20 protein-coding genes are annotated in these 21837 nt (G+C 47.6%); 18 read left to right on the top strand and 2 right to left on the bottom strand.

Annotated elements, in window-relative coordinates; all coding sequences use genetic code 11:
* Positions 1 to 18: 18 nt before the first annotated feature.
* The 12 genes from rplQ to EKM71_RS05675 all read left to right on the top strand — a co-directional run bounded on the left by rplQ (position 19) and on the right by EKM71_RS05675 (position 11532).
* Positions 19 to 402, top strand: a complete 384-nt coding sequence (gene rplQ, locus EKM71_RS05730) for a 50S ribosomal protein L17 (protein WP_125573697.1) — start codon at positions 19 to 21, stop codon at positions 400 to 402.
* 322 nt (positions 403 to 724) lie between these two features.
* Complete coding sequence (locus EKM71_RS05725; protein WP_125573696.1) at positions 725 to 1564, top strand: energy-coupling factor ABC transporter ATP-binding protein; 840 nt, start codon at positions 725 to 727, stop codon at positions 1562 to 1564.
* Positions 1540 to 2412, top strand: coding sequence for an energy-coupling factor ABC transporter ATP-binding protein (locus EKM71_RS05720; RefSeq protein ID WP_125573695.1), 873 nt, complete (start codon positions 1540 to 1542; stop codon positions 2410 to 2412). The genes EKM71_RS05725 and EKM71_RS05720 overlap by 25 nt, the downstream gene beginning before the upstream one ends.
* Positions 2405 to 3205, top strand: a complete 801-nt coding sequence (locus EKM71_RS05715) for an energy-coupling factor transporter transmembrane component T family protein (protein WP_125573694.1) — start codon at positions 2405 to 2407, stop codon at positions 3203 to 3205. The genes EKM71_RS05720 and EKM71_RS05715 overlap by 8 nt, the downstream gene beginning before the upstream one ends.
* Positions 3206 to 3213: 8 nt before the next feature.
* Entirely contained in the window at positions 3214 to 4011 is a 798-nt protein-coding gene (gene truA / locus EKM71_RS05710) for a tRNA pseudouridine(38-40) synthase TruA (RefSeq protein WP_125573693.1), read from the top strand.
* Positions 4012 to 4148: 137 nt separating this feature from the next.
* Positions 4149 to 4592: a 50S ribosomal protein L13 gene (gene rplM / locus EKM71_RS05705; RefSeq protein WP_057879237.1), complete on the top strand. Its 444-nt coding sequence runs from the start codon at positions 4149 to 4151 to the stop codon at positions 4590 to 4592.
* A gap of 13 nt (positions 4593 to 4605) precedes the next feature.
* The gene (gene rpsI, locus EKM71_RS05700) at positions 4606 to 4998 is read left to right on the top strand and encodes a 30S ribosomal protein S9 (protein ID WP_057879236.1); all 393 of its coding nucleotides are present in this window, start codon (positions 4606 to 4608) and stop codon (positions 4996 to 4998) included.
* Between the two features lie 682 nt (positions 4999 to 5680).
* Positions 5681 to 6469 carry a CAP domain-containing protein gene (locus EKM71_RS05695; protein WP_125573692.1) on the top strand — a complete coding sequence of 263 codons (789 nt, stop codon included), beginning with the start codon at positions 5681 to 5683 and terminating at the stop codon, positions 6467 to 6469.
* A gap of 184 nt (positions 6470 to 6653) precedes the next feature.
* The gene (locus EKM71_RS05690) at positions 6654 to 8018 is read left to right on the top strand and encodes a TrkH family potassium uptake protein (RefSeq protein ID WP_125573691.1); all 1365 of its coding nucleotides are present in this window, start codon (positions 6654 to 6656) and stop codon (positions 8016 to 8018) included.
* A 12-nt stretch (positions 8019 to 8030) separates the two neighbouring features.
* Entirely contained in the window at positions 8031 to 8693 is a 663-nt protein-coding gene (locus EKM71_RS05685; protein ID WP_125573690.1) for a potassium channel family protein, read from the top strand.
* 160 nt (positions 8694 to 8853) lie between these two features.
* The gene (locus tag EKM71_RS05680) at positions 8854 to 10278 is read left to right on the top strand and encodes an APC family permease (protein ID WP_125573689.1); all 1425 of its coding nucleotides are present in this window, start codon (positions 8854 to 8856) and stop codon (positions 10276 to 10278) included.
* Positions 10279 to 10464: 186 nt separating this feature from the next.
* The gene (locus tag EKM71_RS05675; RefSeq protein WP_125573688.1) at positions 10465 to 11532 is read left to right on the top strand and encodes an LCP family protein; all 1068 of its coding nucleotides are present in this window, start codon (positions 10465 to 10467) and stop codon (positions 11530 to 11532) included.
* 102 nt (positions 11533 to 11634) lie between these two features.
* Here the strand turns inward: EKM71_RS05675 and EKM71_RS05670 are convergent, their stop codons facing one another.
* On the bottom strand, positions 11635 to 12582 hold the full coding sequence (locus EKM71_RS05670) for an NAD(P)-dependent oxidoreductase (RefSeq protein WP_125573687.1): 948 nt from the start codon (positions 12580 to 12582) through the stop codon (positions 11635 to 11637).
* 287 nt (positions 12583 to 12869) lie between these two features.
* Between EKM71_RS05670 and EKM71_RS05665 the strand changes: the two genes are divergently transcribed.
* The 4 genes from EKM71_RS05665 (at position 12870) to cydC (ending at position 18987) form a co-directional block, all read left to right on the top strand.
* Entirely contained in the window at positions 12870 to 14321 is a 1452-nt protein-coding gene (locus EKM71_RS05665) for a cytochrome ubiquinol oxidase subunit I (RefSeq protein ID WP_125573686.1), read from the top strand.
* Positions 14314 to 15324, top strand: a complete 1011-nt coding sequence (cydB, locus tag EKM71_RS05660; protein ID WP_125573685.1) for a cytochrome d ubiquinol oxidase subunit II — start codon at positions 14314 to 14316, stop codon at positions 15322 to 15324. The genes EKM71_RS05665 and cydB overlap by 8 nt, the downstream gene beginning before the upstream one ends.
* Positions 15325 to 15511: 187 nt before the next feature.
* Entirely contained in the window at positions 15512 to 17248 is a 1737-nt protein-coding gene (gene cydD / locus EKM71_RS05655; protein WP_125573684.1) for a thiol reductant ABC exporter subunit CydD, read from the top strand.
* A complete protein-coding gene (cydC, locus tag EKM71_RS05650; protein ID WP_125573683.1) occupies positions 17245 to 18987 on the top strand; it encodes a thiol reductant ABC exporter subunit CydC in 1743 nt (580 codons plus the stop codon). Before cydD ends, cydC begins: the two co-directional genes overlap by 4 nt.
* 102 nt (positions 18988 to 19089) lie before the next feature.
* On the opposite strand, the gene EKM71_RS05645 is transcribed toward cydC, so the two are convergent.
* The gene (locus EKM71_RS05645) at positions 19090 to 20067 is read right to left on the bottom strand and encodes a polyprenyl synthetase family protein (RefSeq protein ID WP_125573682.1); all 978 of its coding nucleotides are present in this window, start codon (positions 20065 to 20067) and stop codon (positions 19090 to 19092) included.
* Positions 20068 to 20173: 106 nt separating this feature from the next.
* Between EKM71_RS05645 and EKM71_RS05640 the strand changes: the two genes are divergently transcribed.
* Positions 20174 to 21082 (top strand): 1,4-dihydroxy-2-naphthoate polyprenyltransferase, encoded by a 909-nt coding sequence (locus EKM71_RS05640; protein WP_125573681.1) that lies wholly within the window; start codon positions 20174 to 20176, stop codon positions 21080 to 21082.
* A gap of 90 nt (positions 21083 to 21172) precedes the next feature.
* Complete coding sequence (locus tag EKM71_RS05635; protein ID WP_125573680.1) at positions 21173 to 21748, top strand: xanthine phosphoribosyltransferase; 576 nt, start codon at positions 21173 to 21175, stop codon at positions 21746 to 21748.
* Positions 21749 to 21837: the final 89 nt, after the last annotated feature.

Raw genomic sequence — 21837 nt, 5'->3', positions numbered from 1 at the left:
AAAGGAGGGTTTCTGGTTATGAGTTACCGTAAATTACAACGGACTAGTTCACAACGTCGCGCATTATTACGTGACTTGACCACTAGTTTAATCTTAAACGGCCGTATCGAAACGACTGAAGCACGCGCTAAAGAAGTTCGCAAGACGGCTGACCAAATGATTACCTTAGGTAAGCAAGGCGATTTACACGCTCGTCGGCAAGCTGCTGCTTTCATCCGTAACGTTGTTGCAGATGTTAAAGAAGATGGCGACGATGTTGTTGTTACCAGTGCATTACAAAAGGTATTTAGCGAATTAGCACCTAAGTACGCAGACCGTAAAGGTGGTTACACGCGTATCTTGAAGACGATGCCTCGTCGTGGTGATGGTGCCGCAATGGCTATCTTAGAATTCGTTGACTAATTTTAATTAGTTAATGGTCAAAGGGTGAGTCGTCCCTGAAACGACTCACGGTTACAAATTAATCACTAGGATCATGTGGTATAGAGCGTTATGATGATGGATTTTTCCGAGTCTAGCTTGAATGGGGGCAATTGCCTCAGCGCCGCTGATTTGTTAGTGATTTTTTTTGTGCCCAAAATTTGAATTGGATGATTAAATAAGTCGTTGACGGATTGCGGACTACCTGTTTCTCCCAGTGATAAGAGGATCCGATAGTTTCGTAAATGGCGAGAAATTTGGTATAATTACGGGTGACTTTTCAAAAGGAGAATTGACAGCGCTGATGGAAAATATTATTGAAGTACAACACTTGAGTTACCGTTATCAGGACACTGATGAACGGCCAGCTTTGGATGATATCAGCTTCACCGTGAAAGCGGGGGAGTGGTTAGCGCTGGTCGGTCATAACGGTAGTGGGAAGTCCACCCTGGCGAGAGCCGTTGATGGACTTCTCCCTTTCAGCGAGGGGACAGTCACCGTTGGGGGAATTAAGTTAACGCCAGACACGGTTTGGCAAGTACGAGAGAAGATCGGGATGATCTTCCAGAACCCTGATAATCAGTTCGTGGGGGCGACAGTGGAAGATGATGTCGCCTTTGGCCTTGAAAATCGGCAAATTTCACGTGCTGAGATGGTTCCTCGGGTCAAAGCGGCTCTCGATGAGGTTGGCATGCAGGCGTTCGCACAGCGCGAGCCAGGGGCCTTGTCTGGTGGGCAGAAACAGCGAGTGGCTTTAGCTGGAATTGTCGCGATTGCCCCTGACATTCTGATCTTGGACGAGGCGACCAGCATGTTGGACCCACAAGGTCGCCGTGATATGTTGGCCCTGGTCCAGCACCTTCGTGAAGAGAAGCATTTGACGGTTATCTCAATTACCCACGACATTGACGAAGCCGCCAGTGCTGATCGTATCTTGGTGATTGATGATGGCAAACTCGTGGAAGAGGCCAAGCCGGCGGAGATCTTCGCTCAGGGGGAACGTTTGGTTCATTTGGGATTAGATGTTCCGTTCACCGCTAAATTAAAGCAAGCCTTACAAGACCGAGGAATTACTGTTCCTGCGGGTTATCAAACGACGACAGAAATGGAGGAATGGTTGTGGCAATCACTTTCGAACACGTAGGGTATACCTATCAGGCCGGCACGCCGATGGCGACCCCCGCACTGAGTGATGTTTCCTTTACCGTTCCGGATCACGGGTACCTAGCTATTATTGGTCATACCGGGAGTGGTAAGTCCACACTGATTCAGCAGATCAATGCTCTCCTGAAACCGACTACAGGGAAAATTAGCGTAGATGATTTCACGATTACCCCGCAGACGACCAATGCTGATTTGAAACCCTTACGCCGGCATGTTGGCATGGTTTTCCAATTTCCAGAAAGCCAGCTGTTTGAGGAAACCATTCAACGTGATATCGCGTTTGGTCCTCAGAACTTCGGCGTGAGCGAGGATGAGGCGAATCAACGCGCTCTGAACATGTTAGAAACCGTGGGTCTGGACGAGAGCTTTGCTGACCGTTCACCGTTTGAACTGTCCGGCGGGCAGATGCGTCGTGTGGCGATCGCTGGGGTATTGGCCATGCAGCCTAAGATACTGGTTTTAGACGAACCCACAGCTGGACTCGATCCTCAGGGCCGATTGGAAATGATGACGCTCTTTAATCGATTACATCAGGAACAAGGACTCACCATCATTTTAGTTACCCACCAGATGGAGGACGTGGCTGCTTATGCTGATGAGGTGGCGGTGATGCAGGCTGGCAAGCTTCTGACCTGCGCGACCCCTCAGGAGGTCTTCAATGATTCGGATTGGGTTCAGAGTAGTGACATTGCGGTTCCCCGGGCAGCCAAGTTTGCCCAGCGTCTCAGCGATCGGGGCGTCAAGTGGGACCAATTACCCTTAACTGCCGATCAGTTGGCCGATCAATTGGTTCAGCGATGGCCGGGAATGGGGGCCCATCATGAGTAATTTTATCTTTGGGCGCTACTTACCCCTGAACTCTATTGTTCATCGTCTGGATCCCCGGTCAAAGCTCTTATTGAGCTTCTGCTATCTGATCGTGGTGTTCCTAGCCAACTCTTGGTTGAGCTATGCCATCCTGATTGGATTTACCTTGGCGGCCATCTTGTCGTCTAAGATCAGTCTGGGTTTCTTTCTTAAAGGACTCCGACCCATGTTATGGCTGATTGCCTTTACCGTAGTGGTTCAGTTGCTCTTTAGTCCGGCGGGGGGGCACGTTTATTTTCATTGGACAATTCTCAATATTACGCAGGCTGGTCTGGTGAATTCGGGTGTGATTTTCATTCGGTTTTTGTTAATTATCATGATGTCAACCTTGCTGACTTTGTCAACGCAACCCCTAGATATTGCCACGGGGTTGTCTTCACTGATGAAGCCACTACGCTGGGTGCGCATTCCTGTGGATACGCTGGCGATGATGCTGGCGATTGCCCTACGGTTTGTTCCCACGTTGATGGATGAAGCCACTAAAATTATGAATGCACAACGTGCACGAGGCGTAGATTTTGGAGAAGGTGGCCTGATCAAGCAGGCCAAGTCCTTCATTCCCTTAATGGTACCCTTGTTTATGAGTGCCTTTAACCGGGCAGAGGATTTATCGACAGCCATGGAGGCTCGCGGTTATCGCGACAGTGAGCATCGCAGTCAATATCGTATTTTAACTTGGCAACGGCGGGATACGATGACCTGGATTGTCTTTCTCATGGTCTTAGCAGCCATGTTAGCAACACGTCGTTGGTAGGAGGAAACATGCCACGTTATAAAATTACTTTGATGTATGATGGAACCAATTTTGCGGGATTTCAACGGCAACCGGATCGACGGACCGTCGAGAGTGTTTTGACTCAAGTTATTAACAAGATGGCCAAAAATCCCAATCCTAAGATTCTCGTGTATGGGTCTGGGAGAACGGACGCTGGTGTACATGCCTTAGCTCAGGTCGTGCACTTCGACTTTCCCTTCACAATTCCGGAAGAGAGCATGCGCAAGGGCCTTAATAGCATGCTACCGATGGATATGGAGATTCGGCGCGTGGAGATTGTTCCGGCAAACTTTCACGCTCGTTACGACGTGTCTGGAAAACGATACTTGTATCGCATGGATATGGGGGAATTCCGCAATCCATTTAAACGCAACTATACGGGTCACTGGAAGTTCCCAGTTGATTTAGATAAGATTAATCAAGCCTTGGCAGATCTCGTTGGAGAACACGATTTTACCAGTTTTGTGGCCTCTGGGGCGCAGACTCGGACATTTGTGCGGACCATTTATGAGGCAACCTGTCATATTGACGAAGCGAACCACGAGCTTGTCTTCGAATTTTACGGGAATGGCTTTATGTACAATCAGGTTCGAATTATGGTCGGGGTGCTGGTTGAAATTGGGTCCGGGACGCGTCCCGTTCACGATATTCTTCGTCTTTATCGGGTCAAGGATCGCAAGCAAGCGCGGCGGACTGTTCCGGCAGCTGGCCTCTACTTAAAACATGTTTATTATCAGGGAGAAGACCCTGAACATCCGACAAAATTACCGCAAAGGCAGCGCTAATTTCGCTGAGGGCATAAACAATCATTGACTTTAGGGTGAAAACTTTGTATTATGGTCATTGGTATTGTTTGCCCCACGATAAGCCCCGGAAAGTTTACTTGGTGTCAGACAAACTCAGATTTATGGAGGAATATAACGTGCGTACAACTTATATGGCAAAACCCAACGATATTAACCGCAAATGGTACATCGTTGATGCAACCGACGTTAGTTTAGGACGTCTTGCTTCAGTCGTTGCTTCTGTATTACGTGGTAAGAACAAGCCAACGTTCACCCCTAACGTGGACACTGGTGACAACGTAATTGTTATCAACGCAAGCAAGATTGCTTTGACTGGCCGTAAGGCATCGGGCAAGATTTACTATCACCACACTGGTTTCCCAGGTGGTTTAAAGTCCCGTACTGCTGGTAACTTCCGGGCTCAAAACCCAGAAAAATTGATCGAAACTTCTGTCCAAGGTATGCTTCCTAAGAACTCCTTAGGTCATCAGATGGCATTGAAGCTTCATGTGTATGCTGGTGAAGACCACAAGCATGAAGCCCAAAAGCCGGAAGTATTAGACATCACTAACCTAATCTAAGGAGGAAACCAAAATGGCACAAGTTCAATATCGCGGCACTGGCCGTCGTAAAAACTCCTCTGCTCGGGTGCGTTTAGTACCAGGCTCAGGTAAGATTGTTATGAACAAGAAGGCAATTGAGGATTACATCCCATTTGCTAGCATTCGTGAAGTTGTTTTGCAACCATTCAACGTTACGGAAACGCTCGGTAACTACGATGCATTAGTTACTGTTCACGGTGGCGGTTTCTCCGGTCAAGCCGGCGCAACTCGTCATGGGATCGCTCGGGCATTGCTCGAAGTTGACCCAGACTTCCGTGGTCCGTTGAAGCGTGCGGGTCTTTTGACTCGTGACCCACGGATGAAGGAACGGAAGAAGCCAGGTCTCAAGAAGGCCCGGAAAGCTTCCCAATTCTCAAAGCGTTAATATTTCGATATTATCCCTTTTGGGGAAAGCTCTCACTGTTATGGTGGGGGCTTTTTTTGTACAACAAGGAATTGAAAGTTATTGAGGGAAACCAGTCCTAAAAAACTAGACTAATAAAGGGGAAGTCATCGGTTCTGCCAAGTAAATAATGGGCGAATGTATTCAAGGCTCCACAAATTTGGGGCAATGGTTCGATTGCGTTAAACGTCGATGCTTGCGAAGGGCTTTTAATTTCTCGCCCAATAATTGTCTTATCATGAGTTTTTCTCCGTCGGTTAGGGTCGTAAAACTTTATGACGAAGTTAAGTGCATTAGGTATGTGTAATAGGGGTCTTTTGTGATTTATCACTAATATTGAACGTACCTCGCACCCTCCTAGAAGATATATTTATCAGATAAATATTTTGATATATTAATAAATCGATTTGTTTTGTTTGTTGCTTTTTATATTTAAAGGGGTGTACGCTATTAATGGGTGAAGTTCTTTGGTGATAATCGGACTAATTAGCATTAGCGTACGGTGAGGAGCCAAGGAAGCGATCCAATCTAATTCGTGAGTGAGTTCCAAAAGTCTGGTGGAACCCAATTCACGGTCACAGAAAGCCAAGTGATAATTAACTCTTTTGTTCGGATGTTGGCAGCACAAATTTAAGTTATTTAACATACATGGAGGGTATCAAGGATGAAAGCAAAAAAGATGATGATTTCGGCGCTCACGGTTCTTAGTGTAACGACCGTGGGGCTCACCACCGTAACGACTAGCACAAACATGGCTTTTGCCAAGTCTAAAGCGGCAAAAGTTTTGAAGTCAACCACTTATAAGTCTAAGAAAAAAGTGCACGTCACAGGCAGTTGGATGTATTCGAATACAAAACTGACACATAAGAATCACCACATGACGAAGTATCTCTATACTAAGTTTTATGCCACGAAAAAGGTGAAGATTCGTCAGGCCAATGGCAAGAAAGTTACATATAACTACTTAAAATCTAAAGACGGTAAGACAAAGGGCTATGTCTCCTCAACCTATGTTTATAACCAGTGGGGGCATGGCAAGTATAGTGTCGCTGCTTATCGAAAAAACGCTGTGAAGAAGCTTAATGAATTTCGTGTAGAAAAGGGCTTAGCTCCTCTGAAGGAGGATGCTAAGTTGGACAAGATTGCCCAGAAGAATGCAGATCGGATGCGCAAGGAAGGCAAAGCCTTTAAGGGCAATGTTGAGGGAACGCCACATGCTGGTTGGATTCAAGATGCCTACATTGCACCCAAGTCGATCCCAATTATCGGGTACGAAAATGGGTTACAGTGGGGACAAGGGACGATCTATTCTTGGATGCGTGTCACAGACAGATGGCGTGATATTGGTGCGATTCCTCATCTGATGAACCCTAAGCAAACGAAGATTGGTTTCGGTGGAATGCAGCACGGCCAAGAACTCTATGAGTTTGCTATCCTGTCCCATAAAGATTAAGTTCAACCATAGATGTTGCGCGAAGTGACTTGTGACATCGGAAGCACGCCTAATTCTGTCATGGAATTAAGCGTGCTTTTTTAGATGACCGTTAACCCTAGAATTCTCCGGAAAGGGTGTTGTGTTCACTCTGGGGATGTTTTAGACTTAAGGATAAGTATAGTTAGACGGGATAAGGACGGTTATGGACAAAATACAACATTCAAAACTTTATTCGATTTTCTTTGATACTTTGTCAAAGAAAATGGTAGCGGGGTTCCTGCTGATTATTTTAATCGGAACGGGGCTCCTTAGCTTACCGATTGCGACTCGCAGTGGGCAGGGAACAGCCTTTATCGATGTTCTCTTTACGGCGACCTCAGCGACTTGTATTACGGGGTTAACCGTGGTGAATACGGCAGCCAACTGGACGGTGTTTGGTCAGGTGGTCATCATGGTCATTGCGGAAATCGGGGCATTGGGCTACATGACATTCGCCGTACTGCTCTTTAACGTGATGCGCCGTAACCTGAATCTGTCGACGCAAATCATGGTCAAGGAATCCTTGAACTTGGAAAACTTGCACGACACGAAGAGTGTGATGCGCTACGTGATCGGATTGTCCGCGTTGTTCCAGTTATTGGGGATGACGTTGTTTGCCTTTGATCTGGTCCCTCGGTTTGGTTGGGGCCGCGGGTTGTATGTCTCTGGGTACCACTCAGTGATGTCCTTTTGTAACGCTGGCTTCGATGTTTTTGGAAACAGTCTGATGAGTTTTCGCAATGACTCCTATTTACTTCTGGTGACGACGATTCTGATTATCGCTGGGGGATTGGGATTCTTGGTCTGGCGGGACCTCTTACTCTATCATGAACGCCATCGTTTGACCTTGAACTCTAAGCTAACCTTGACGACGACGATCTCACTCTTTATCGTTGGTTTTCTCGTCTTGCTGGTTACGGAGCGCAATCTTCATTGGTTACCAACGGGGACATCTTGGCTTAATCGGACCGTCAACACACTGTTCCTCAGTGTGACGCCGCGAACGGCGGGGTTAATTTCATTGGCTACCGACAGTCTGCACGCGGGGAGTATCTTCCTGATTATGATTTTAATGTTCATTGGGGGGACACCCGGGTCGACTGCCGGGGGGATTAAAACGACGACCTTCGGGGTTCTGATGATTCAAAGTATCGCGCAGCTTCGTGGAAAAAAAGACGCGGAATTTGCCCACCGACGTTTCAGTCAATCTAACGTGAGTCGTGCCCTACTCCTGATTTTTATGGCGAGTGTCGTCATCTCGCTGGCAACCCTTATTCTGACCCAGACAGAGACGATTCCGTCTCGCTATGGGCTGGAGTATATCGTCTTTGAAGTCTTGTCAGCCTTTGGGACCGTGGGCCTCAGCCTCGGTTTGACACCGCATCTCACGGTCATTGGTAAAGTTGTGATTATGTTACTGATGTTCATCGGTCGAGTCGGGATCTTTACCACCTTGTACTCGTTGTCAAAGCGGCAGATTAAACAGAACCTGATTCGCTATCCGGAAGAAAATATTTTAATTGGTTAAGGAGTCGAAACGATGAAGAAGAGTTTTGCAGTGCTGGGTCTCGGACGTTTTGGTCAGAGCGTGGTTGAGACGTTGGCAGAGACGGATCAAGACGTCTTGGCTGTTGACGTTCGTGAGGAACCCGTCAACGAGGTGATGGACATTGCCACCCAGACGTTGATTGCGGATACCCGCGATGAGGACGTTTTGCGCGGTCTTAACATCGATACCTTTGACTATGTAATCGTGGGGATTGGGAATAACATGGAAGCCAGCATCCTGACAACTATGTTGACCAAGGAACTTGGAGCTAAGAAGGTCATTGCCAAGGCAGAAACCAACGACCATGGCCGTGTTTTGAAACGTGTTGGGGCTGACCAGGTGGTCTTTCCCGAACGTGATATGGGTCATGGCATTGTCCGCAAGCTTCTGTCGAATCACATCTTGAATTTCATTGATCTGAGTGACAAGTACACGCTGGCAGAGATTGTGATTACGGACCCGACTTTCGTCGATCAGGACCTGATCAAGTTGAATCTACGACAACGCTTTGACCTGACTGTTATTGCGATCCAACATGGTCAGGACATCAACATTTCTCCGCAGCCAACCGATGTCGTCCGGCTACATGATGTGCTAACAGTAGTCGGACCAATCGACAGTGTCGAAGAACTCGACGCTACGCTTAAAAAATAAGAAAGCTCACTTGAGGGACCTAACGATGTTGGGTCCCTTTACTGTGAGGCCAATCGGCGGCCTAAGTAATTTTCTATTGACATTCGGTCTCAAAAAAATTACACTGTTACAATTGGCTTCATCAAAATCTCATCATTTACTCATAAAAGGAGGCTGCGCCATGGCTAAGCCTATGCACTTATTTATCAAGAAACAGGTCCAGACCGACTTGTACAAGAAAACAGGATTAGAGAAGACGCTCACGGCGTTTAGTCTGACAACAATGGGAATTGGTGCCATTGTCGGTTCCGGGATCTTCATCACACCGGGACTGATTGCCGCCAACTATACAGGCCCAGGGGTCATGCTTTCCTACCTAATCGCCGTGGTGGTCTGTGCCATGGCCGCTCTATGTTACTCCGAATTTTCTTCGACGATCCCCCTGGCCGGAAGTGCTTATACCTACGTTTACGCGGTCTTTGGCGAATTTCTTGCCTGGATCCTTGGGTGGGCATTGATTTCCGAATACCTCTTCGCGGTCTCCTCAGTTGCGGTGAGTTGGTCGTCGTATTTTCAGAATCTCTTAGCGGGTTTTGGCCTGAACCTACCGCCGTACTTACAAGCGGCCGCTGGAACTGCCGGCGTCAAGGGTGGAGGTGTCGACATTGTGGCACTGGCGATTACGTTACTCGTTGCTTGGCTCCTTTCAAAAGGGATTCGGGAATCTGCACGTATCAATAACATCATGGTTATTGTTAAAATTCTTGTGATCCTGCTTTTTATTGGGATTGCAGTCTTCTACGTCAAACCAGCGAATTACCGGCCATTCTTACCATTCGGCGTTCACGGTGTTTTCAAGGGTGCCGCGGTGGCATTCTATGCCTACATCGGGTTCGATGCTGTTTCTACGGCTAGTGAAGAAGTGAAAAATCCCAAACGAAATATGCCAATAGGTATTATCTCGTCATTATTAGTGGCTGCTGTGCTTTATATCGGTCTTTCGGCCGTCTTGGTTGGGGTTGTCCACTATAGTAAATTAGGCGTAGCCGATCCAGTGGCTCTAGCCCTCAGTCTGATTCATCAGAACTGGGCAGCTGGCGTCATCTCATTGGGCGCAATTGTGGGGATGACCACGGTGCTTATCGTGATGTCTTATGGCGGAACGCGGCTACTTTTTGCGATTAGTCGAGACGGTCTGCTGCCGCAATCACTGCGGAAGCTCAACCCCAAGACGCATGTTCCCGTAGCCAATACCTGGATTTTCGGGGTCATCGCGAGTGTCTTTGCGGCCTTCATTCCTATTGATAAGATTGCTGAACTGGTAAATATCGGAACGTTATCCGCATTTGCCATGGTTTCCTTGGGAATTGTCTTCCTTAGACACGACGAACGATTTAAGGGACTTGACACGTCGTTTAAGGTCCCTGGTTATCCTATCTTGCCCATTGTGTCATTTCTGGCCTGTGTGTACCTGATGACGCAGTTACAGCCATTTACGTGGCAGGCATTTGGTATCTGGGTAGCCATCGGGATGGTCGTCTACGCGTTTTATGGCTATCGTCACAGCCGTGTTCGGGCGATCGCCGAACAGGAATCACAAGCTTAATCGTTATGATTAGACAGCAAGGGTGTTACGGCTTGGCCGGTAACCCCTTGCTTTTTGGTAAAGATTGGGGTGTCCTTAGGTTGTATTAAGAAAAGCCCATTATAATAGTCACGTCGATTAATATGAGAATAAATTAACCCCATCTGACAACTAAGCAGGTGGACGAAAGGTGGTTTAATCAATACCATGGAGAAACGACAACGACCGATTAAAAAGCATCATCCAATCCGAAATATTATTTTAACGTTGATTCTAGCCCTGCTAGTTGGGGGGACCGCATATGGCATGCATCGTTACCAGAATCTAAAGAACACCGTCAAGAGTGCCTACAAGCCCTCCGGTGTGACCAAGCTTCGTAACGTTGATGACCAACTGAAGAACAAGAAACCTATCTCGATTCTGCTGATGGGGACCGATACCGGCGCTCTGGGCCGAACCTTTGCTGGACGAACCGACAGTATGATGGTTGTTACGATCAATCCCAAGACTGATAAGACCACGATTACCAGTATTCCGCGTGATACGGCCTTGACTATTCCTGGGTATGAAAGCTATGGTCTTTCCAAGATTAATGCCGCTTACGCCTATGGAAAGTCGAAGACGGCTATTACGTCAGTGCAAAAAATGTTGAATGTGCCAATTGATTTCTACGCCATTATTAACATGGGTGGCATGAAGAAGATTATCGATGAGGTTGGCGGGGTGACACTGACGCCAACGTTGAGTTTCAGTTACGGTGGTTACACCTTTGAAAAGGGTGTAGAGACCCACATGAATGGGAAGAAAGCCCTGGCTTACTCACGGATGCGTGACGATGATCCGCAAGGCGATTACGGCCGTCAGACGCGACAACGGAAAGTTATCATGGCCTTACTCCGTAAGTCCGGCTCCGTTTCAACCCTATTGAATCAGGACTTTGTCAGCTCATTGACTAAGCAAACCCAGACTGATTTGACCTTCAACGATTTGACGGTGCTAGCTAAGGACTATTTGTCGGCTACGAAGCACATTCAGACGACCCACCTGCAGGGAACTGGAGAAAATTTAGACGGTCAGAGTATGGAAGTGATGACGAAGACTGAACTTCAACGTGTGACGGACTATATTCGGACCGGCTTAGGGCTGAGTCACAAGTCGACTGGGACCATAGCCCAAATCGATTCAGCGACGGGGACAACCGGTACGACGTCAACGGCCAATTCTTCTGATGGGACTACCGACAATAATGCTGACGGTTCAGGTAACGGTTACTAACAAAGGGCTGCCTGTGGGCACTCCCCCAGAATAAAGAACGATCTGAAAAGCGCCTCCTCCACCAATTGGTGAAGGAGGCGCTTATTTTAGGTGCTAATATCTTTAGTAGCCTTGCGTTGGATTGGTGACGTTGACGGTAAGTTTGCCATCAGTTAACCAGCTTTGCAGGTTCTTCATGAACATGTCGAAGACTGGCTTTTCATCATCCTTAGCGAACCCGGTTTGATGTGGCGTAATTAAGACGTTAGGGTAGTCCCAGAGGCGTGATGTCTTTGGAAGGGGTTCCGTCTCGAAGACGTCCAGGGCAACGTGAAGCACGTTTTGATAAAGCAACGCGTTCATTAAGGCCTTTTCGTCCACAGACTTCCCACGGCCAACGTTGACGAAGATTCGGAGACCATCGAGTTGTTTGAAGAAACTTTCATTGAAGTAACCGACAGTCTTCGTGGTTGCGGGCATCGCGTTGATGATAATGTCGGCATCTTTAATGACTGAATGGTCATCATCGAGAGCCACAGCCGACTGGAATCCGGGCACGTCATGACCGGTCCGGTTAACACCAATTGGTTGATTGCCAAAGCCATTCAGGAGCTTAGCAATCGCTTGGCCGATACTACCAGTTCCGTAAATCACGATAGTTTGGCTGCCGATCATGGCCAGATCACGCCGAAGAGGACGTTGCCAGAAGTGACCAGCTTGGTTCTTAACGGCCTCATTGAAGCCCCGTAAGAAGTAAAGCAGGTAACCAATGGTAGATTCAGCGATAGCCGGTGAAAAGGCCCCGCTGGCGTTGGTAACGGCAATGTCATGTGCGCGGATCCAGTCTAACGGCAGGTAATCGATGCCAGCACTGGTGGTTTGAATCCAGCGAACCTGATTGTTCGGTGCCATCAGAGCGGCAGGGCCCACTTCTGGATCCCAGCCAAAGATGACCGTGATAGGTTCGGAGGACTCCCAGTCGGCGGCGTCAACAATTTCGACGTTCGTCTTGACCAGACGGTCCCGTTGTTCAGTGGTTAATGGTTGTAAGGCAAGAATTCGTTCTGTCATAGTGAAAAACCTCCTCATACCTTGTACTTACTCTCATTCTAGCACGACTTCTTCGAGTTTTTGAGAATAAGTTCACGAACCATCAATAAATTTTTGACCACAAATAACACACATTCTCAAAAGTGTTACGAAAGTTAACGAACAATCCTCATAGTAATTTCGAATATTAGCCATTAACTTTCAGTATATTGGTGGTCAATCATTGAAAGTTGACTTATCACTCGATATAATGAAGCCAGGATAGCAATTATTTATTCACACCAAAAACGTTTGGGGAGGTTGGAAAAATGCTAAATCTAGGTCTGGATATCCTGGGCCTCGCGCGATTTCAATTTGGGATGACCACTGTCTTTCACTTCTTCTTCGTTCCATTTTCAATCGGGTTGGCCTTTGTTGTGGCAGTCATGGAAACCATGTATGCCATCAAGGGGGACCAGGATTATAAACGAATGGCACAATTCTGGGGCAAGATGTTCCTGTATAGTTTTGCCGTTGGGGTTGTGACCGGGATTATTCAAGAGTTCCAATTCGGGATGAACTGGTCCGAATACTCACGGTTCATGGGGGATATCTTCGGTGCACCACTGGCCATTGAAGCCCTTGCAGCGTTCTTTATCGAGTCGACGTTCATTGGAATGTGGATGTTTACTTGGGGTCGTTTCAACAAATGGGTTCACACACTTTTTATTTGGTTAGTCATGTTCGGGTCTTCACTTTCGGCTCTGTGGATTCTGGCAGCCAATAGCTTTATGCAAAACCCATTGGGTTATATCATTAACAAGCAGACGGGCCACGTTCAAATGGTTAGTTTCTCAAAGGTGTTGGGTAATCCACAACTGTGGAACGAATTTCCTCACGTGATCTTTGGGGCCTTCGTTACCGCAGCCTTCGTTATTGCTGGCTGTTCAGCATGGCGTTTACTCAAGCGTGACCACGTGACCTTCTACCGCAAGTCACTGAATATTGCCTTGATTATTGGGCTTATCTTCTCCCTGGGTTCCATTGCCAGTGGGGACTTGCAGACGCGTTACTTAATTAACAACCACCCCATGACGTTTGCCGCTATGGAAGGGTTGTACAAGGATTCTACGAACAAGGGTGAATGGACGGCCGTTGGGGGCTTTGATACAAAGAATCATAAGTCCACCTGGTCAGTCGATGTGCCTTATGTCTTGAACTTATTGAGTTACCACAAGACGACTGGGACCGTCAAAGGCATGAATAAAGTTAATAAGGAATTACATGCCAAGTACGATAAGAAATTTGGTAATGACATGAACTATTACGTGCCTACCAAGACCTTGTTCTGGGGCTTCCGGATCATGGCCGGTGCAGGGGCCTTATTTGCCCTGTTGGCGGTTGTTGGTTTGATTATGAATCGTAAGAAGTCACAGGCCATTATGAAGCAGCGCTGGTTCCTGTACATTCTGGGGCTGTGTCTGTGGTTACCATTCGTTGTCAACACTGCGGGTTGGTTTGTCACCGAATTTGGTCGTTACCCATGGGTTGTTTATGGGCTGTTAACGATTGCAGATGCTGTTTCACCAAACGTTTCAGTGGCTTCGTTGCTGACGTCTAATATTATTTACTTCCTGATGTTTGCCGGTATGGGACTTGTCATGGTTGTCTTGTGTCACCGAACGTTGAAGGCTGGTCCTGATGCCACCAACATCGATGGGTACGCAGCAGGTGACAAGGAGATTGACCCATATTCGAAGGGGGCGTTCAACCATGACTAACTTTCAATTAATCTGGTTCATCCTCATCGGGGTGCTCTTCAGTGGGTTCTTCTTCCTTGAAGGCTTTGACTTCGGTGTGGGGATGCTGATCAAGAGCTTTGCTCGTAATGATGCTGAAGAGGACGTGGTCATTCGGACCATTGGCCCTCACTGGGATGGTAACGAAGTTTGGTTAATTACGGCTGGTGGGGCAATGTTTGCTTCATTCCCAATGTGGTATGCAACCTTATTTTCTGGTTACTACTTGGTACTGTTTCTTATTTTGGCTTCTCTGATCTTCCGTGGGGTTTCATTTGAATTCCGGGCTAACATGGAAACTGCTAAATGGCGGAATTTCTGGGGCTGGGCCGGAACCATCGGGAGTTTCTGTGCAGCGTTCCTCTTTGGGATGCTGTTTACCTCAATGATTGCTGGGATGCCAATTGACAAGAATGGAGACATGACCGCACACTTCCTGGATTACGTCAACTTGTTCTCCGTGGTTGGTGGGGTTGCCGTCACGGTTCTCTGCCTAGTTCACGGCTTGAACTTCATTCGACTGAAGACATCTGGCGAATTGCGAGAACGGGCCTTATCTTGGAATAAGATTCTATACCCAGTTCTGTTCGCTGGTGAAGTCGTCTTTGCCATCTTACTGTTCTTCTCCACAGATTTCTTTGACAAGAAGCCATTGTCAACAACCGCAATTGTAGTGGCTTTGGTGGTCTTCACCGTTCTGGCTTACTGGGGCGTTTTGGGGAATCACGAATGGCTGTCCTTTATTGGGAGTGGCTTGTCATTGATTAGTGTTGTGGTGCTCATCTTTAACGGCTTGTTCCCACGGGTCATGATTGCCAACAATTCGGCTTACTCATTACTCATTAAGAACTCGTCAAGTTCACCGTACACGTTAAAACTCATGACTATTTTGACCTTTAGTATCTTGCCAATTGTCCTGGTTTACTTCATCTGGAGTTACTGGGTCTTCTACAAGCGGTTGGCATCACCAAAGCAAAACGCTTAAGGTTAGCAGCTGAATTAAGGGGATGTGACTTTGGTCACATCCTTTTTGTTATCTCTGGTGATTATTGCCTATCACCTTTAATACGCATCACTTTGATGTTTTCTAGCATACGCTGAGCTCGATAAATACCTGTGAAAGCTGTATCATGACAGTAAGAGTTATCACTTGTTACGAGGGGGTATTTTTATTGATTGATCAACGGGTTTTTAAATTTCCTGGCGTGAAGCCAGCCGCACTAATCATGGCCTTTTTGACCCTGATTCAGGCGGGGATGATTATCCTACAGGCCAAGTATTTATCGCTAGCCATCGTCAATCTCTGGCAATTGAAGGGGGTTCGAACAATTGTGGTGCCCTTGGCCCTCTTTGGTGTCGTTTTTTTAGCTCGGCATTTGTTAACGCTATCAAAAAATTGGCTATTGTATCCATTCGTGGAGACGACCACCAAAACGTTGCGCAAGCAATTCATGGCGAAACTCTTTGATCTGGGCCCCAGCGTGGTCGCCCAGAAGGGGACTGGTAACGTGGTTACGATGGGGTTGGAAGGGATCGATAAGATTCAAACCTACCTCATGATGATTATCGGGAAAGTTCTGGATCTTGGGATTACGCCGTGGCTGATTCTGATTTATATTGCTTTTATTAAGTGGGAAGAGGCCCTGTTTCTCTTGGTCATTTACCCCTTAATTATCTTCTTCATGATTATCCTGGGGTTAGCGGCCCAGGCCAAGGCGGATCGGCAGTATGCGGGTTACCAGCGCCTATCGAATCACTTTGTGGACACCTTGCGCGGGCTGCCCACGTTGAAACAATTAGGGTTAAACAAGGCCTATGCGGACAACGTCTATCAAGTTAGCGAGGACTACCGAAAGAAAACGATGGCGACTTTGTCGATTGCGATGACGTCTACCTTTGCCTTGGATTTTTTTACCACCTTATCAATCGCGATTATTGCGGTGTTTCTAGGATTTGGTTTGATGAATAGTACGATTCAATTGTTGCCAGCCCTGATCATTCTGACCCTGGCACCAGATTACTTTGCCCCAATTCGAAACTTTGCTAATGATTACCACGCAACGTTGAACGGAAAGAATGCGTTGACCGCTGTGCTCGACATTCTACAACAGCCGACGCCTAAGGATCGCGAGCAATTGCCATGGCGCGATCCGGTTTGGGAAGACCAGGATACACTAACCTTCGATCATGTAAACGTTAAATATGGAGATTCGAAACAGGTGACGCTCCAAGACCTGAGCTTTAAGATCAAAGGTTTTCAGAAAGTCGGCATCATAGGTGCCTCGGGTTCGGGGAAGTCAACCTTGATTAACACGCTAGGTGGCTTTCTCAGCCCTCAGGACGGCCAGATTAGAGTTCGCGGGACTGTGGTCCCTCATTTGGACCAACAGGCCTGGCGGCGGAGTTTTGTATACATACCACAAGCACCATATCTGTTCCATGCAAGTCTACGGGAGAATATCACCTTTTACGATCCCCAGGCCAGCGAGGCAGCTGTTCAGTCGGCGGTGGTCAAGGCCGGTCTGAGTGACTGGATTGCCACGTTACCCGAGGGACTCGAGACGGCAATTGGTGAGGGATCTCGAGGCGTCAGTGGCGGACAAGCGCAACGAATTGCGCTGGCTCGGGCCTTTCTGGACAACTCACGTCGAGTGTTATTGTTTGATGAACCCACGGCACACTTGGATATTGAGACAGAAGTGGGCCTGAAGAAAACCATGATGCCAGTCTTTGACCACCATCTGGTCTTCTTTGCCACGCACCGGTTACATTGGATGAATGAAATGGATTATATTCTGGTCATGGATCATGGTCGGATTGTGGAGCAAGGGACGCCCGCTGAGCTACAAGCGAAGAATGGGGCTTACGTCCGATTACGTTCAGAGATGGAAGGGGCGACGGTGAAATGAAAGGGTTCTTTGAGACATTTAAGCACGATCACTGGGTCATGCCTTATTTGCGTCGCTATCGGAAATTGCTGGCATTGGTGCTCTTCTTAGGCTTCATGACGTTCTTCTGTGGGGGAGCGCTGATGTTTAACTCTGGTTATCTGATTAGCCGAGCAGCGACCCATCCCTATAACATTCTCATGATTTATGTTCCCATTGTTTTAGCGCGGGCCTTTGGGATTGGGCGGCCAGCCTTTCGTTATGCGGAACGTCTGACTAGTCACAACTGGGTTCTTCGTATTGTGTCTGATTTCCGTAAGCGACTGTACCAGGCCGTGGAAAAGCAGGCGGTGGCAATTCGCCAGACGCATCAGACCGGGGATGTCTTGAGCATTCTGGCCGAGGATATCGACCATATCGAGAATCTTTATCTTCGGACCGTGTTTCCCTTAGTCATTGGCTGGTTACTTTATTTATTTGTGGTGTTGGGCATTGGTTACTTCAACTGGGCTTTTGGCCTGTTGATGCTGGTATTGTTAGGTGTCATTGTGATCGTGATGCCACTCCTGTCGGTTGCCGCTAACGGGCGGCGTGAATTTCAAGCCCGTCAGATTCAACGGCGGTTCTACACCCAATTGACCGATTCTGTCTTGGGGTTAGGTGACTGGTTGATTTCCGGTCGCCGTCAAGACTTCTTGGATCAACAGGACGCTCCAATCGATCAAATTGCGGTTTTACGACGTGGCGATCATCATTTCCAGTGGTGGCGTAACTTTGCTATTCAGGCGGTCTTCGGGGCTGCCGTGATCCTCATCGTATGGTGGGCTGGTTTGACATTTACTGGGAGTCAGGCTCAGGCTAACTGGGTCGCTGCCTTTGGCTTGGCACTCTTTCCAACGGTGGAACCCTTTGCCGATATGAGCCAAGGGGTCACTGAATGGCCCGTCTATCGAGATTCGATTCAACGGGTGAATGCCTTGGATGAATCTGAACCGAAACAAGTCACCCAAACGACGATTGCCGATTTTGAAACACTAGCCATCGATCACGTTGATTTTCAGTATCAGGATGCCCAGCGTCAGGTTTTGAGAGATCTGTCACTGACGGTGCATGCTGGTGAAAAAATAGCCTTATTAGGGCCGAGTGGAACTGGGAAGAGTACCTTACTGAAATTAATTCTGGGGGATGAGTCGCCGACGCGGGGGACGGTCCATCTAAACGATGTGCCGATCGCGCAACTACAACAACAGCGGGCCCAACTCTTTGGTGTTCTGGATCAACAACCGTACCTTTTCAATACGTCGGTCATGAATAATGTTCGCTTGGGAAATCTGAACGCAACTGATGAACAAGTTCGTGCAGCCATTAAGGCGGTTGAACTGGATGAGTTAATTTCTCGGCTTCCAATGGGATATGAGACCCAGGTTCAAGAGGCCGGCAGCCGGTTCTCTGGCGGAGAACGACAGCGATTATCGCTAGCGCGGATCTTGTTACAAGATGCGCCGATCATCATTTTAGATGAGCCAACTGTGAGTCTGGATCCTATTACGGAGCAGCATCTCTTAGATACGGTCTTCGAGGTGCTCAAGGATAAGACGATTATCTGGGTGACCCACCATCTGGCAGGGATTAACCACGTTGATCAGGTCCGCTTCATTGAAGATGGGAAGTTCGACATGCAGGGGACGCCAGCGGAACTTTACCGGGACAACGCCCGTTTCCGGTCGCTCTATGACTTGGACCGGGGGCATAACGACTAAAGAAAATGAAAAAATCCTTCTTGTCCTAACCGTTACTGGCTAGGGTAAGAAGGATTTTTGCTTGAGTCGTTAGATTGGATAATGAGGTCAATTTAAACAGAATTAATGATCGCGTTGCAACAGCAGCGTTGTCAACTTAGTGAGGTCGTCACGAGCCGTTCCAGCCGGCAAGGCTTGAATATCAGTAAGTGCCTGTTCCGTGAACTGCGTTGCTAGTGCTTTAGCTGCGATGACCCCCCCATGTTGGGTGACAAGTTGTTGAACAGCAATAATGTCGGTTTCGGTCATTTCGTGGCGTTTTTTAAGGAGCTGATGAAAATCCTTACGAGCCAGAGGCATCGCCAGAATCAGGGGGAGCGAGTAGACACCTGACCGTAGATCTTCTAAAACTGGTTTACGGGTCTTGTGGGGATCGCCGGTGTAATCAAGAATATCGTCCAAAATTTGGTAGGCACTTCCGATGGCCAGCCCAATCTCTCGAGCACGAGTCATCACGTTACGTGGGGCATTGGTTAGCGCTGCGCCCTGATAACAACTTAGGGCAAAGAGCTCTGCGGTTTTCCCTGCAATTTCTTTTAAGTAGCTTTCTTGAGTAACATCTTCGCGGTAATTCAGATCCATTTGGTGGAGTTCACCCTGCAAGATACGATGCATCGAATCAATGTGATCTTGAACCAGGGATCGGTTACTAGTGGACTTTAAGACCTGATTGAAGTAGACCGTGAACATGAAGTCCCCGGCATAGATTGCATTACGCTGACCATATTTCATTTGAATAGTGCGGACACCGCGCCGAGTAGGGGACTCGTCAATGACATCGTCGTGAATCAAAGTCCCGACGTGAAGAATTTCGAGTGCTGCGGCCCCAGCCTGAAGTTCAAGCGGATCTACAGACTGACCGAAGTTCGTAAATAAGTAAAAATATCCGGGGCGGAGAAGCTTGCCACCGGATGTTAACAGACTGATAATTTTGTGATGAATTGGTTGATTGTCGAGCTGAACAGCAGCCAGTAAATAGGCTTGCAAGTCATTTAACTGCGGCGCCACTGAAGGGAATCGCCGCCAAAGTTGTTGATCCATACTGCACCTCACTATGTACCCATTAAAATTTATCTTACCGACAAGTGGAAACGTTGTCAAATAAAGGTTATCATCGAATTTAGAAAAGACATTCGGGGGGATTTATGTGACTGTCAAAAACTTTTTAGAATTAGTGGAAATTAAGGCTAAAATTGCGTCGGTTTGGCCATTTCTGTTAGGGCTTATTTTCGTGGCTTTTAACTTTAATCACGTGAATTGGGACGTGACAGGAATTTTCTTTGTCGCTATGTTTCTCTTCAACATGGCCGTTGATATTAACGATAACTATCAGGATTACCGTCATGCCGGGACTCAGGCTGAACGGTGGAAACGTGAAACCAATATTATTGGGGTCCAACACTTGCGGATGGCTCGGGTCTTCGGTCTCATGGTAACCTTTGTTGTCATCGCTGGGGCGCTGGGCCTCTGGTTGGTCTGGATAACCGGTTGGCCACTCCTGATCATGGGAGTTGGGTGTTTTTTAGTTGGGTATCTTTACGCCGGCGGACCTCGGCCATTATCTGGGACGCCAACGGGAGAATTCTTTGCCGGGTTTACTATGGGCTACCTGATTACGTTGATCACGGTGTACCTCAACGTTTATCAGCGTGGGGGATTGTCTTGGCCCCTCGCTGGCCGGATCTTACTGACGTCTGGTATTGCGGTGACCGCGATTGCAGCCTTGCTCTTGGCCAATAATATTTGTGATGCCAAGGAAGATCTCGCCTTAAATCGTCGGACTATCGTTTACTATTTGGGAAAACAAGGATCACTTATTTTATTTGCGGCATTTTATGTTGTGGGTTATCTGGCTCTGATTGGGTCAATAGCTGTCGGTGATCTGCCGAAATGGTCACTCCTGGCTTTATTAAGTATTCCCTTGGTTTATCGCAACGTCTTGGCCTTCTTTGCCGTTCAGGTGAAGAAGCAGACGTTTATTCTAGCCGTACGAAATCTGGCAATCTTGGCAGTCACAACCGTTTTGGCAGAAGTCATTGGATTATTTTTCGGTTAAGCCTGGTAAAATGTGGCGGTCGACCGTTGTTTTTTTAAGGTTCAATCGGGTAGAATATAAACAAAACAAAGTGATGGAGGCCGCAAATACATGAAAATTTTAGAAGATCGAATTCAACGTGACGGCACGGTGTTGCCAGGTGACGTCCTTAAGGTGGATAATTTCTTAAATCATCAAATTGATCCCCAGCTCATGAATGAACTGGGAGCGGAGTTTGCACGTCGGTTCGCTGGTGCTGGGATTACGAAGATCTTGACGGTTGAATCGTCTGGTATTGCGCCAGCTGTCATGACGGGACTACACCTGAATGTGCCCGTTATCTTTGCCCGGAAGCACAAGAGTCTGACACTGACGGATCACCTTTATACGGCTAAGGTTTACTCTTACACCAAGCGGGTAAACAACGATATCTCAATCGACCGTCGGTTCTTGAATTCCAAGGATCGGGTACTCATTATTGATGACTTTTTAGCCAATGGGCAGGCCGTTCAGGGACTCTTAGATATTGCCGAGACAGCTCAAATTTCGGTTGCCGGGGTTGGTGTTGTGATCGAAAAGCGTTTCCAAAAGGGTCACCAGTTAGTCGTCGATGCTGGTATTCAATTAGAAGCCTTGGCTAGCATTGCTTCATTCGACCATAATGAGGTTCAGTTCGCCCAGGATTAGTGGGTGGATACTTGTGTAATTGTTAGGCAAACTTTAAACTTATAGTGAAGGACTGAACGCGGCATCCGCAGGGACCTCGTGTTTTAGTG

Source organism: Levilactobacillus huananensis (assembly GCF_003946145.1).
Lineage (GTDB): Bacteria > Bacillota > Bacilli > Lactobacillales > Lactobacillaceae > Levilactobacillus > Levilactobacillus huananensis.
Note: the sequence above shows the minus strand (reverse complement) of the source record. Positions and strands in the feature narration are given on the sequence as shown.